The sequence below is a fragment of the Janthinobacterium sp. EB271-G4-7A genome (assembly GCF_020858075.1).
Taxonomy (GTDB): Bacteria; Pseudomonadota; Gammaproteobacteria; order Burkholderiales; family Burkholderiaceae_D; genus Janthinobacterium; species Janthinobacterium lividum.
Map to the genome: position 1 here is coordinate 257,902 of NZ_JACYMI010000005.1, position 12,865 is coordinate 270,766.

Here is a 12,865-nt window from a genome sequence, read left to right on the forward strand (position 1 = left end):
TGTTTGTACCTTACACCAGTTTTCCCGGACCGTTCATGACGCTTCTGTCATGCAAAAAACAATTAAAGCTTGCCGTAAGAATGTAATCCAGAAAGGAACATATTCACGCCCAAAAACGCGAAGGTCGTCACCAGCAAGCCCACCAGCGCCCACCACGAGGCGACGCGGCCGCGCAAACCCGTCATCAGGCGCATGTGCAGCCAGGCTGCATAGTTGAGCCAGACGATCAGCGCCCACGTTTCTTTCGGGTCCCACGACCAGTAGCCGCCCCATGCTTCGGCCGCCCACAAGGCGCCCAGGATGGTCGCTACCGTGAAGAAAGCGAAGCCGACGGAAATAGCCTTGTACATGACGTCATCGAGCACTTCCAGCGACGGCAGGCGGTCGACCAGGTAACCGCTCGATTTGAGCAGGTAGGCCGCCGCCACCATGGCCGACAGGGCAAAGGTGCCATAGCCGATGAAGTTGGCCGGCACGTGGATCTTCATCCACCAGCTTTGCAGGGCCGGCACCAGCGGCTGGATCTCGGCCGCGTCGCGCGTGACCGTGTACCACATCAGGAACACGACGGCCGCGGAAATGACCAGCATGACGAAGGCGCCCAGCTGGCGCGTCGCGTAATGCTGCTCGTAGTACAGGTAAAACATGGCCGTGATCAAGGAAAACAGGATGAACACTTCATACAGGTTCGACACGGGAATGTGGCCCACGTCGGCACCGATCAGGTAAGACTCGTACCAGCGCACCAGCATGCCCGTCAGGCCCAGCACGACGCCGGCCCAGCACAACAGGGAGCCGACGGACGAGCCGAATTCCGAGCGCGCCACCAGGCCGATCCAGTAGAACAGGGTCGACAGCACGAACAGGGTGCCCATCCACAAGATGGCGGATTGGCTCGACAAGATATATTTCAGGAAGAATTTCTGGTTCGCCATCTCCAGGTGGCCAGCGTACAGCTCGATGGCGAACAGCGACAGCACGGCTGCCACGGGGATCAGCCAGCGCACGGGCTTCCAGTACCAGCCCAGCCACGCGAACGTGGGCGCCGCGGCCAGCAAGATGGCTTTTTCATAGATATCCATGAAGGCGCCAAAGCGCACCAGGCCGAACAGGGATGCGGCCAGCAAGCCGGCGCCATACAGCCAATCGATCAGGCTCAGGCGCTTGAAAAATCCTGGTTCCTGCGTATATATTTGCTTGTTTGCCAATTCCATCATTTTCTCCATTGCAGGCGACGCGCAAGCGTCCCAGACACAGCGCAGCTTACGCCGATTGCGGCAGCTTTGCCTTCAAGTTCTCAAATTCTTTTTCAAAATCCAGCGTCTTGCGTTGCGTGCTCATGGCCATCAAGGCATCGCTGCCGCCCTCGCCATCCTTGATCCACACCCACAGGCGGCGCTCGCGGATATAAAACATGGAAAACACGCCGATCACGAGGAACAGGCAGCCGAGGTAGACCACGCTCTTGCCCGGCGAACGCGTCACCTGCAGCACGGACGCCTTGATTTCCGTGAAGTCGTCGAGTTGCAGATACACGGGCGCGCCATAGAAGAAGCTGTCGGACAGCGCATTCGTGGCCAGTTGCAGGAAGCGGCCATGCTTGTCATCGGCCTCGATGGCTTTCAAGCCATCCTGGGCGCGCGCCGCCTGCCACAAGTCCCACAGGCTGCCATTCAGTATCTTCATGAAGATATCGGCCGCTTTTTCTTGCTCGGCGGCAGGAATTTTCTCCAGGAAACGCGAAATGGCGAGGAAGCCGCCCTCTTGCCCATTGCCAGCAAAGATGCCCAGGCTTTTCGCCGCCGATTCCTGCAACTGGCCGCGCAAGGCTTCCGCGCCCGGTTGCGGCATGGCGCGCGCCGCATAGCGCGTGGCGGCCTGCTGGCGCAGCGCGGGATCTTGCAGCGCGGCACGCAAGCGCATCCATTCGTTCACGCTGTAATTGTCATCGGCGGGAATGCGCAGATAGCTGAACGGGTCGCTGGGGTTGACGCGCATGCCGGCCAGGAACACCGTCGTGCCATCCACGGTGACAGGCTGCATGTAGTTCTGGTACTCGCGCGCCTGGCCCGTCTTGTCGCGCAATTTGTATTGCACCGAAGGACCGACGTTCTTGAGATCCTTGTTGTTCGCATTCTTGGCGGCCGAACCGAGGCGCTTGTCCAGGCCGACGGCAAACTTATCGTTGAAACTTTCCGCCTTGCTGACGGCCCGCACGTCCTGGCCGGCGCTGAGGTTTTCCACGTTGAACGGGCGGAAACCCGACCACTCCACCGTGTAGGAATTGCCGTCGCTGCGCTCGAGCGGGGTGCTGCCGCCCACTTCGCCGCCGATATCGAAGCGTTTCGTCGTCTTGCCCGTCATGGGAAAGCCCGTCAGCTTGAGCTTGCTGCCGCCATCTTCAAAGCTGGACTGGTACAGGGCCAGGCCCTTGTACAGCAGCGGCTGGTTGACTTTGATGGTTGCAGGGAAACTTTTCCCTGTTTCATGATCCGTCACCACGACATCGCTGGCGAACAGCTTGGGCATGCCCGTGCTGTAGAAATCGATGTGGAATTTTTTCAGCAGGATGGTGATGGGCAAATCTTGGATCAGCACGCCATCGGCCTGGGGAATGATGGCCGTGTTGCTCGACGCGCCTTCCGGGATCATGGTGTTGCCGCGGAAAGTGGGGTTCGACAGGCTCAGGCGGTGCTGGGCGGGAATGTCGGCGATCACGCCGCTGCCGGAAAACGGCGTCTTGCCAAAGAACCATTGCTGTACGCGGATGGGCATTTCCGAATCGAGCAAGCCGCCCACGCAGATGATGACGATGGCGCCGTGGGCAAAGATATAGCCCCATTTATTGGCCGCGCCCCGCTTGGCAGCGACCAGGGTGGCGTTGTCCTTCTCGACCACCTTGGCCGCGTAGCCGGCGTCTTTCAGGCGCATCACCATCTGCTGCGCCAGCACGGTGCGTGGCAGCGGTGCCTGCCATTCCGCCTTGTGATGGAAATTGCGCAGGGATTGTTCGCGCACATTGTCGCGCCAGCTGCGCATATCCTTGAGCATCTTCGGTGCATTGCGCACGATACACAGCGAGGTCGAGGCGACGAGAAAACCCATGATGACCAGGAACCACCAGGCCGAATACACGGAGTACAGGCTCAGCTTGTCGAAGACGGCGAACCAGAACGGGCCGAACTGGTTCACATAATTGGGCATGGGCTCATTTTGCTTGAGCACGGTGCCGATGATGGACGCGACGGCGATCAGGGTCAGCAGGCTGATGGCAAAGCGCATCGACGAGACCAGCTCGACGAATTCAGCCAGGCTGCGGCGTTGGGTCTTTAACTCGATTCCGGTCGTGCCTGTGCTCATACGTTGATACTCATACGGGATATGCAATCTTCAAGAAAATTTAGGCATGGAGCAGAGTGTTTCTCCGCGCAAGGCGGCAGCATACTCCTGTTTGGCCCCTGCCATAAAAAAGGGCAGCCTGTTGAGACGGCCGCCCTGGTTCATGCGCGCTGGTGCGCCTGGCAATCTCTTGCCACTATGAAAACTTACTTCAGGCCGGCGATGTAATCGGCAACGGCGGCGATCTCGTCATCCGACATGCGGGCGGCGATGGTGTGCATTTGCGCGCTGTTCTTGCGGGCATCAGCCTTGGTGCTGCGGAACATGGCCAGCTGGGCCACCGTGTAGTCCTGGTGCTGGCCGGCGATGCGCGGATACTGGACGGGAATGCCATTGCCCGTCGCGCCATGACAGCTGGCGCAGGCAGCAACTTGCTTGGAAGCAATGCCACCACGGTAGATTTTCTTGCCCAGGTCGATCGTATCCTTGTTTTTCGCGGCGCCCGGCTTGGACAGCTGCGCGCCCAGGTAGGCGGCGATATTCTTCTTGTCGGCGTCGCTGAGCATCTTCGCGTACGTCGTCATGACGGGCTGGTTGCGCTCCGGCGTGGTGAAGTCGACCAGTTGCTTGTAGATATAGCTTTCGTGCTGGCCGGCTAGCTTCGGATTGACCGTGATGGTCGAATTGCCGGCCACGCCATGGCAGGAGACACAGGCAGGCAGGCCGCGTGCCGCATCGCCATCGGCGTACAGGGTAGCGCCCTTGGCCGCGTCGACCTTGACGGCCGGTTTCGCTGCTTCGACCGCAGAGGCAGTTGCCGATACAGCCAGCAAAGCGAGCAGCATGGATTTGATAAACGGTGAAAACGCACGATTCATTCAGGCACCCTGAGACAGTGAGAAATTAGTGGTGGACATTGCCGCGCCCTGTGGATTTTTGCTTTATTTTCAGGGCCGCAAGCCGCATCGCTGCTACGCCGGCAACAATAAACAACCCCTTATTGTACAATAGCTTCTTGGCGTTATCGCTCCCTTATCGCTCCCTTTTGTTGCTTTACTACTCCCATGTCAAAACTCTGGCAAGCCCGCTTCTTTACGACCGTCAACCAATTGCGTGACCTGCCCGATACCACGGTGCCGGAAATCGCCTTTGCCGGCCGCTCCAATGCCGGTAAATCGACCGCCATCAACATCTTGTGTAATCAGAAAGGCTTGGCGTTCGCCTCCAAGACACCTGGCCGTACCCAGCACATCAACTACTTCTCCATCGGCGGCGCCCACGTGGCGCAGCACCGCAAGGATGCCACCATCGTCGAAGAGATCGAATGCCTGCTGGTCGACTTGCCGGGCTACGGCTACGCGGAAGTCTCGGGCTCGGCCAAATTGCACTGGCAGCGCCTGCTGGGCGACTATGTGCAGCGCCGCGAGCAATTGGCGGGCTTGATCCTGATCATGGATTCGCGCCGTCCGTTCACCGACCTGGACATCCAGATGCTGGAATGGTTCGCCCCGACGGGCAAACCGATCCACTGCATCCTGACGAAAGTCGATAAGCTGAACCGCAATGAATCCGTGAATGCCTTGCGCCAGGCGAAAGCCAAGCTCGACAGCTACGTGGATGAAGACGGCGTCGGTTTCCCGTTCACCGTGCAACTGTTCTCGGCCCTAAAGCGCGTCGGCATCGACGAAGCCAACGACAAGATCATGGAACTGGCCGGCATCAGCGAAGATGGCGCGGCCCAGATGGTCGAACTGATCGACATGGAAGACGACGTCGAACCGGAAGCGGGAACCGACAAACCGGCTTGATCGAGATCAACGCTGCGTAAAAAAAGGCTGCCCGTTCACACGGTGCAGCCTTTTTTATTGCCAGTTTTACGAGCGCCTAGCGCCGTCCCGGCCCTGGCCGTTTCTCGGAAAAGAACTCCTGGCGCAGGAAGGCCATCAGCTCGGCCGTATCTTCCACGCGGGCGCTGAGGTTGACGTTGCGCCCCAGGCGGCGCGATTCCCAGACGAAATCACCGGGCTTTTCGGCACGGATCAGCTGGATCATCTTCTTCAAAATGGCCGTTTCGATATCGGGCTCATTGCCCAGCTCGACTTTTTCCTGCTTCAGCCAGTTGCGCTTGAAGTTGCCGTTCCAGCCCTTGAACTTGACTTCGGCACTGAACGAAGTCTGGTTGACGATGGAAAACACGCCGCCCGAATCCTCGCGGTCGCTGCCGGAATTGCGTCCCTGGGCGCCGGCGATATTCGCCTTGGCCACGCGCATGGCGCGGTCGTTTTCGCTTTCCTCGGCCGGCGGCGCGGGGTTTTGCGCCTCGCGCTGCTTGCGGCGCTGCTCGATCATCGAACTCATGTCTTCAGCCGGCGGCGGCGGCAACGGCACTTTCGACACCAGCGGCGGCGTGAATGTTTCCAGTTTTGGCTTGTCGCGCGGCACGTCTTTTGTGACCACGCGCTTGCTCGGCGCCGGTGGCGGTTTGACCTTGGCCACTTTCGTGTCCTTCGGTTTCGGCGTGGGTTTCGGCTGCGGCTGCGGTTTGTCTTTCAGTGGCGCAATGTAGACCATCGCGCTTTCCTTCTTCGGCGGCGGGATCTTTTCGATCGTATCGCTGCGAAACAATGCATACGCCGCCAGCAGCACGTGCAGCAAGACGGACACGCCGAGCGCCACCTTGCGCATGGTGCTGGTCGTGGACCCGTAGGCCGGTGGTGGCTGGATCACTTGCCCGCAGGTGGGGCAAACATCGGAATCGGCAGCCATCAAATGGGTCGTGTCATGCAAAATGAATCGTGCTTTCTGTGTAGCGACAAAAGTAATCTTACAGGGCAGCCATAGTGCCAGAGTCCCTTGCTTTTGGGAACACTTCCTCGGCATATCCAACCCGAAGCGTACAGGATAGCGGCATTCCTTGCAGCGGTAACCAGAGTACCCGAGCCGTCGCTTGACGGTTGTTACCGTATGTATCACGGCCCATACAAAACCGGCGCCGCATTCACGAGGAACGGGGCGCCGGTGCTGGCCGTGTGGCGGCTCAGGCCTTGTTGTCGAGCGCCACCAATTGCTCGTCCGTCAACGGTCCCGTGCCGCTGTACTTATCCAGGAACAGATAGATCACGGGGGTGATGAACAGGGTGATCACTTGCGAAAACAGCAAGCCGCCGACCACGGCCAGGCCCAGCGGCTGGCGCAGCTCGGCGCCGGCGCCCAGACCCAGGGCGATCGGCAAGGCGCCCATCAAGGCCGCCGCCGACGTCATCATGATGGGGCGGAAACGCAGGATGCACGCCTGGCGGATGGCCTCTGCCGGCGCCAGCCCGTCGTTGCGCTGCGCATGCAGGGCGAAGTCGATCATCATGATCGCATTTTTCTTGACGATGCCGATCAGCATCAAAATGCCGATGATGGCGATCATGGTCAGGTCCATGCCGAACAGGCGCAGGGTCAGCAGCGCTCCCACGGCCGCCGATGGCAAGCCGGCCAGGATGGTCAGCGGGTGGATATAGCTTTCATACAGCACGCCGAGCAAGACATAGATCACGGCCAGCGCGGCAATGATGAGGATGATCTGGCTGGACTGCGAGCTCTGGAACACGGCCGCGTCGCCGCCATAGCGCGTGATGATGGAGGCTGGCAAGCTCATGTCCTTGGCCATCGCATCGATCTTGCCTGTGGCGATGCCCAGCGGCACGTCCGGCGCCAGGTTGAAGGCAATGGTGACGGCCTGCAACTGTCCCTGGTGATTGACGGAAGTGGGGCCAATCGTGCGTTCCACGTAGGCAATACTCGACAGTCTCACCAGTTCGCCCGTCTTGCTGCGCACGGACACGCGCGTGAGCGCATCGTCATACTGGCGGTCCGCCGTAGCCGCTTCCAGGATCACGTAATAGCTGGCTGCCGACGAATAGATGGTCGACACTTGCCGCTCGCCAAAGGCGCTGTACAGGGCCGTGCGGATGTCGGACATTTGCACGCCCAGCAGGTTGGCCTTGTCGCGGTCGATCCTGAGCGATGCCTGCAAGCCCTTGATCTGCGAATCGCTGGTGACGTCGCGGAAGGCGGGATCCGTGCGCATGCCGGCAATAAACTTTTCCGCCCAGTCATTCAAGGCGTCGGGACTGACGCTTTGCAAGGTGTACTGGTAGCGGCTCTTGCTCTGGCGCCCGCCCAGTTGCAAGTTTTGCACGGGCCGGAAATACACGGCCATGCCTGGCACGGTCCCCGCCGCGCGGCGCAGGTTTTCCAGCACCACCGGCATTTTCGGCCGCTCGCTGCGCGGTTTCAAGACCATGAACATGCGGCCCGTGTTGCCGCCGCCGACGAACGAGGTCACGTCCTGCACGCTGGGGTCCGCCTTGAGCACGGCAGCCACGCGGGCTTGCAAGTCTTGCAGTGCCGCCGAGGAAATATCTTCCGACGCTTCCGTATTCACCTGGATCTGGCCCAAGTCTTCTTCAGGGAAGAAACCTTTCGGTATCGTCGCGTACAACAGCACCGTCAGCGCAAAGGTACACACGGCAACGAACAGCACCACATTGCGGTGCGCCAGGGCCTTGTCGAGCAGATGCACATAACCGTTGCGCAATTTCGTGAAACCCGCTTCGAAATGGCGGCCGATGAAGGTTTTTTCGCCATGGCTGGGGTCGCTGTCATTGTGCTCGCGCGAATCGGCCGGCAGGAAGCGGCTGGCCAGCATCGGCACCAGGGTCAGCGACACGACGGCCGACACCAGCACGGCCAGCGAGACGACAACGGCGAATTCATGGAACAGCAAGCCGATCACGCCCGGCATGAAGAAGATAGGGATGAACACGGCCACCAGCGAGACGGAGATCGAGATGATGGTAAAGCCCATCTCTTTCGCCCCTTCCAGCGCCGCGCGTATGGGTTTCTTGCCCATCTCGATATGCCGCACGATGTTCTCCAGCACCACGATGGCATCGTCGACGACGAGGCCCACGGCCAGGGTAATGCCCAGCAGGGAAACGTTGTCGAGGCTGTAGCCGAGCCAGTACAGCAGGGCCAGCGCGCCGAGCAGGGAAATCGGCATGGTGACGGCAGGAATGAAGGTGGCCGCCGCGCGGTGCAGGAACAGGAAGATCACCAGCACCACCAGCACCACCGTCAGGGCCAAGGTCAGATTCACGTCGTGGATGGCTTCGCGGATCGACAGCGAACGGTCGTTGACCAGGCTGATCTGTATCGACTGCGGCAATTGTTCCTTGAAGCCCGGCAGCAAACGGCGCACGCCATCGACCACTTGCACGGTGTTGGCGTCCGGTTGGCGCTGCACCATCAGGCTGATCGAGCGCTCGCCATTGAAACTGCCGACGGCCTTGATCGATTGAAAGCTGTCTTCCACCTCGGCCACGTCTTTCAGGCGCACGGGCTGACCGTTGCGGCTGGCGACGATCAGTTCGGCAAAATCGGCCGCTTTCATCATTTGCGGATTGCCCTGGATGGTCAGGGTCTGGCTCGGGCCGTCAAGGATGCCCAGCGGGGAATTCGTGTTCGAGGTGCGCAAGGCGGTGGCCAGCTCGTCCATCGTCAGATTGCGCGCATTCATCAGGTCGGCACGGGCGCGCACACGCACGGCAAAGCGCTTTTGGCCATTGACGATGACCTGGGCCACGCCCGGCAAGGTCGACAGGCTGGGGGCGATCAGGTTTTCCGCGTAATCGTTGAGGTCCGACAAGTTCAGCGATGGCGACGTCATCTGGATGAACAGCACCGGCGCATCGGCCGGATTGACCTTGCGGTAGGACGGCAAGTCCGTCATTTCCGTCGGCAACTGGCGCTGCGCGCGCAGCAGGGCCGCCTGCACGTCGACGGCCGCCTCGTTGACATTGATGCTGGCGTCAAATTCCAGGGTCAGCGAAGTATTGCCCAGCGTACTCGTGGAGGTGATCAGGCTCAGGCCGGAAATCGTGGAAAATTGCTTTTCCAGCGGCAAGGCCACCGACGAGGCCATGGTTTCCGGGCTGGCGCCGGCCAGGTCGGCGCTCACATTGATGACGGGCGTGTTGTAGCTCGGCAAGGCCGCCACGGGAATTTGCAGATAGGCCAGCACGCCGGCCAGGATGATGGAGAGGGACAGCAGCACCACCATGACGGGGCGCCGGATGCTCAGTTCGGACAGGTTCATGCTGGCTTGCCCTGCGGTGCGGCGGCGCCATCGGCAGCCTTGTGTTTTTCCACCAGGCGCACCTTGCTACCTGGACGCAAGTTCTGCTTGCCATCGACGATGACTTTTTCATCGCCCGCCAGGCCGGTGACGACGGCGTTCGGTCCGAATGCATACACGCGCGTCACCTTGCGCATCTTGGCCGTGCTGTCCGCCTCCATCGAGTACACAAAGGTGCCGGCAGTACTCGTGATGATGGCGTTTTGCGGGATCACCAGCGCATCCTTGAGGGTGCGCACGGTCAGCTGCGTATTCACGTACTGGCCGGGCCACAAATCGGTGCCGCCATTATTGAAACGGGCCTTGATCCTGATCACGCCCGTGGCGGGATCGACGGCATTGTCGATAAAATTCAGTTTGCCATCGAGCTGCTTGCCGCCCGCATCGGACAGCAGCGCCGTGACAGGCACCTCGCCCGCCTTTTGCGCCGCCAGCAAGCCGGACAGGCTGCTTTCCGGCAAGGTGAACGACACGTCGATCGGGTCGAGCTGGGTGATGCTGGTGAGCGACGTGGTCGGCTGCACCAGGCTGCCGGCGTAGACATTGATGGCGCCCACCCTGCCCGCCTGCGGGGCGCGCAGGACGGTGTAGCTGGAGTCGACCTGGGCCGCGCGCAACGCGGCCTGGTCGGCGGCTAGCAAGGCGCGTGCCGCGTCGAGCTGGCTTTGCAGGGTATCGACGGCGCCCTGGGCGATGAAATTCTTGCTCAGCAAATCCTGGTTGCGCTTGAGCTGGCGCTCGAAGTCCTGCACCGAGGCGCGGTCGCGCAAGACCTGCGCCTGCGCCTTGTCGACATTCGCATGCTCGCTGCGCGCGTCCAGCGTAAACATCAGCTCGCCCTGCTTGACGAACTGGCCTTCGCGGATATGCACTTTGGTGATCGTGCTGGTCGTCTGCGGGTGCAAGTCCACGCTGCTGATGGGCATCACGCTGCCGTTGGCTTGCAGCACCATCGGCACATCCTGGCGCACCGGCGCGACCACGCTCACGGTCGTCGGCGCCTGTCCACCCTTGCCCCCTTTGCCATCCTGCCCACTGGTCGCCGCACCGGATTGATGATTGAAATACCAGATGCCGCCACCGATACACAGGGCCGCACCCACGAGGATTGCCAGACTAGTCTTTTTCATTGTTCTGTCACGCTGTTGCAGCGCAGGGCTGCAGGTTGAATGTAGTTGCCAGGGGGGCATAAAGCACAATATTGTCGCACGGAAATGCTCACTTTCCTGCGTAATACTCTGGCACGATGAGGGTGACTTCCAGTCCACCGTCGACGTGATTGAGCAGTGAAACCGTGGCGCCGTGCTGCTCGGCGATATTGCGCGCGATGGTCAGGCCCAGGCCCGTGCCGCCCGATTCGCGCGAACGCGACGTCTCGATGCGGTAAAACGGTTCGAACACTTTAGCCAGTTGATCTGGCGCAATACCCGGCCCGCCGTCGCGGATGCAGATGCGCGCGGCGCCGGCGATGCGCTCGACGGTGACCTGCGCGTACAGGCCATATTTGACGGCATTGTCGATCAGGTTCACCAGGCAGCGCCGCATGGCAATGGGCCGCGCCATCAGGGCCATGCCCGCCTGTCCACTGAGGGTGACTTTCTGGCCGGCATCGGCCGCGTCGGAGCAGACGCTATCGAGCAGGGAATCGAGATCGAGCGCCTGCATCGCTTCCGTGCTGTCCATCGAGCGGGCCAGGTCCAACCCTTCCTTGACCATGCTTTGCATGGCCGACAGGTCGCCCACCAGACGGTCATACAATTCCGTATCCGCCACTTTTTCCAGGCGCAAGCGCAAGCGCGTCAGCGGCGTCTGCAAGTCGTGCGTGATGGCCGCCAGCATCTGTGTCCGCTGGGAAATATGCTGGCGGATGCGCGCCTGCATGGCATTGAAGGCGGCGCTGGCCTGGCGGATCTCGCTGGCGCCCGACAGGGTCAGCGGCGGATGGTTGATGTCATTGCCCAGGTCTTTCGCCGCCTGCGCCAGCTGCTTGAGCGGGCGCATGGTCATGCGCGTCACCAGATAGGCGAGGATGGCGATGCTGATCAGGAAAGGCAGCAGGGTCATCCAGTCGTTATGTTCATTGAACGGTGGCTGCTGGCGCGGTGGCAAGACCATCAGGCGCAGCACGTGGCCATCCTGCATGCGCACGTCGAGGTTTTCGCAGGTGCCGCCCCATGGCTTGGCGGAAAACATACCCGGCGACTGGCGCGGCTTGACGCAGGCGGCCGGACGTTCGGCCAGCGCGCTGACCTTGAAGCCTTCGCCCAGCTTGGCTTGCAGGGCGGTGGAAAATTCCGTCGGCGCACCGGGCCTATGTTCCGTATCGGGACGCAACTCCAGGCGCACGCTGCCCTTGTTGGCCACTTTCAGGTAGGCGGCGCGCGAGGCCAGCGGCACCACGTCGGCCGCCATCACCAGCTGCTCGGCCCGCTCGACGGCGTGGTAGTCGCGGTATTGCTCGATGGCGCGCTGGCGTTCGCCCACGGCCAGCCACTGCGTCAGCGCGGCCGAAGCGACGATGCCGATCAACAAGAACATGAAGACACGGCCCGTCATCGAGCCCAGGAAGGCCTTCACGCGTGCGGCTCCACATTGACCTGGCCAGCCAGCACGTAGCCGCCGTTGCGCACGGTCTTGATAATTTGCGGCAAGCGGGCATCTTCACCGAGCTTTTGCCGCAGACGGCTGATCTGGATATCGATCGAGCGGTCGAACGGATCGGCGTCGCGGCCCTGCGTCAGATTCAGCAGCTGGTCGCGGTTGAGCACGCGGTTCGGGTGTTCCAGGAAGACGCGCAGCAAGCGGAATTCCGCGCCGGACAGCATGATCACCAGGCCGCTGGGATTGAGCAGGTGGCGCGCCGTCAGGTCCAGCGTCCAGCCGGAAAAGCGGATTTGCTGCGCCTTGTCCGACGGCACGTTCGACGGCATGGCATGGCTGCGGCGCAGCACGCTGCGTATGCGCGCCAGCAATTCGCGGGGCTCGAACGGTTTCGGCAAGTAATCGTCGGCGCCCATTTCCAGGCCCAGGATGCGATCCAGCGGCTCGTTGCGCGCCGTCAACATGATCACCGGCACGGTCGATTGGGCGCGCAGCTTGCGGCACAAGGTCAGGCCGTCATCGCCAGGCAGGTTCAAGTCGAGCACGATCAGGTCGGGCCGCGTTTCATCGAGGATTTTCCACATGGCCGTGCCATCCGCCGCACCCAGGGTGCGGTAGGCGTTCGTTTCCAGGTAGTCCGCCAGCAAGCTGCGGATATCGCGGTCGTCATCGACGATGAGAATTGTAGAAGTGGGTTCCATGGTACGAATTATCCCCACTTCCCCCGCCCTTGCACAA

Annotated in this window: 9 protein-coding genes; 1 reads left to right on the forward strand and 8 read right to left on the reverse strand. The window is 61.2% G+C overall.

Annotated elements, in window-relative coordinates:
• Positions 1–62: 62 nt before the first annotated feature.
• From ccsB to IGS58_RS26045, 3 genes are all read right to left on the reverse strand, one after another.
• Complete coding sequence (ccsB, locus tag IGS58_RS26035; protein WP_034778299.1) at positions 63–1,214, reverse strand: c-type cytochrome biogenesis protein CcsB; 1,152 nt, start codon at positions 1,212–1,214, stop codon at positions 63–65.
• Between the two features lie 49 nt (positions 1,215–1,263).
• The gene (locus IGS58_RS26040) at positions 1,264–3,360 is read right to left on the reverse strand and encodes a cytochrome c biogenesis protein ResB (protein ID WP_034778297.1); all 2,097 of its coding nucleotides are present in this window, start codon (positions 3,358–3,360) and stop codon (positions 1,264–1,266) included.
• A 185-nt stretch (positions 3,361–3,545) separates the two neighbouring features.
• Positions 3,546–4,217, reverse strand: coding sequence for a c-type cytochrome (locus tag IGS58_RS26045; protein WP_230523077.1), 672 nt, complete (start codon positions 4,215–4,217; stop codon positions 3,546–3,548).
• A 186-nt stretch (positions 4,218–4,403) separates the two neighbouring features.
• Between IGS58_RS26045 and yihA the strand changes: the two genes are divergently transcribed.
• Complete coding sequence (gene yihA / locus IGS58_RS26050; protein WP_034778293.1) at positions 4,404–5,147, forward strand: ribosome biogenesis GTP-binding protein YihA/YsxC; 744 nt, start codon at positions 4,404–4,406, stop codon at positions 5,145–5,147.
• Between the two features lie 76 nt (positions 5,148–5,223).
• On the opposite strand, the gene IGS58_RS26055 is transcribed toward yihA, so the two are convergent.
• The 5 genes from IGS58_RS26055 to IGS58_RS26075 form a co-directional block, all read right to left on the reverse strand.
• Positions 5,224–6,105 (reverse strand): hypothetical protein, encoded by an 882-nt coding sequence (locus IGS58_RS26055; protein ID WP_225317160.1) that lies wholly within the window; start codon positions 6,103–6,105, stop codon positions 5,224–5,226.
• 271 nt (positions 6,106–6,376) lie between these two features.
• On the reverse strand, positions 6,377–9,487 hold the full coding sequence (locus IGS58_RS26060; protein ID WP_230523078.1) for an efflux RND transporter permease subunit: 3,111 nt from the start codon (positions 9,485–9,487) through the stop codon (positions 6,377–6,379).
• The gene (locus IGS58_RS26065) at positions 9,484–10,656 is read right to left on the reverse strand and encodes an efflux RND transporter periplasmic adaptor subunit (protein ID WP_070259520.1); all 1,173 of its coding nucleotides are present in this window, start codon (positions 10,654–10,656) and stop codon (positions 9,484–9,486) included. Before IGS58_RS26065 ends, IGS58_RS26060 begins: the two co-directional genes overlap by 4 nt.
• An 88-nt stretch (positions 10,657–10,744) precedes the next feature.
• Positions 10,745–12,103, reverse strand: coding sequence for an ATP-binding protein (locus IGS58_RS26070; RefSeq protein WP_034778284.1), 1,359 nt, complete (start codon positions 12,101–12,103; stop codon positions 10,745–10,747).
• Entirely contained in the window at positions 12,100–12,828 is a 729-nt protein-coding gene (locus tag IGS58_RS26075) for a response regulator (protein WP_034753223.1), read from the reverse strand. The genes IGS58_RS26070 and IGS58_RS26075 overlap by 4 nt, the downstream gene beginning before the upstream one ends.
• Positions 12,829–12,865: the final 37 nt, after the last annotated feature.

What these genes read in the sequence shown, in the direction of transcription:
- IGS58_RS26065 (WP_070259520.1), bottom strand. Translation starts at nt 10,656, where the DNA reads ATGAAAAAGACTAGTCTGGCAATCCTCGTGGGTGCGGCCCTGTGTATC.
- IGS58_RS26075 (WP_034753223.1), bottom strand. Translation starts at nt 12,828, where the DNA reads ATGGAACCCACTTCTACAATTCTCATCGTCGATGACGACCGCGATATC.
- yihA (WP_034778293.1), top strand. Translation starts at nt 4,404, where the DNA reads ATGTCAAAACTCTGGCAAGCCCGCTTCTTTACGACCGTCAACCAATTG.
- IGS58_RS26060 (WP_230523078.1), bottom strand. Translation starts at nt 9,487, where the DNA reads ATGAACCTGTCCGAACTGAGCATCCGGCGCCCCGTCATGGTGGTGCTG.
- IGS58_RS26055 (WP_225317160.1), bottom strand. Translation starts at nt 6,105, where the DNA reads ATGGCTGCCGATTCCGATGTTTGCCCCACCTGCGGGCAAGTGATCCAG.
- ccsB (WP_034778299.1), bottom strand. Translation starts at nt 1,214, where the DNA reads ATGGAATTGGCAAACAAGCAAATATATACGCAGGAACCAGGATTTTTC.
- IGS58_RS26040 (WP_034778297.1), bottom strand. Translation starts at nt 3,360, where the DNA reads ATGAGCACAGGCACGACCGGAATCGAGTTAAAGACCCAACGCCGCAGC.
- IGS58_RS26045 (WP_230523077.1), bottom strand. Translation starts at nt 4,217, where the DNA reads ATGAATCGTGCGTTTTCACCGTTTATCAAATCCATGCTGCTCGCTTTG.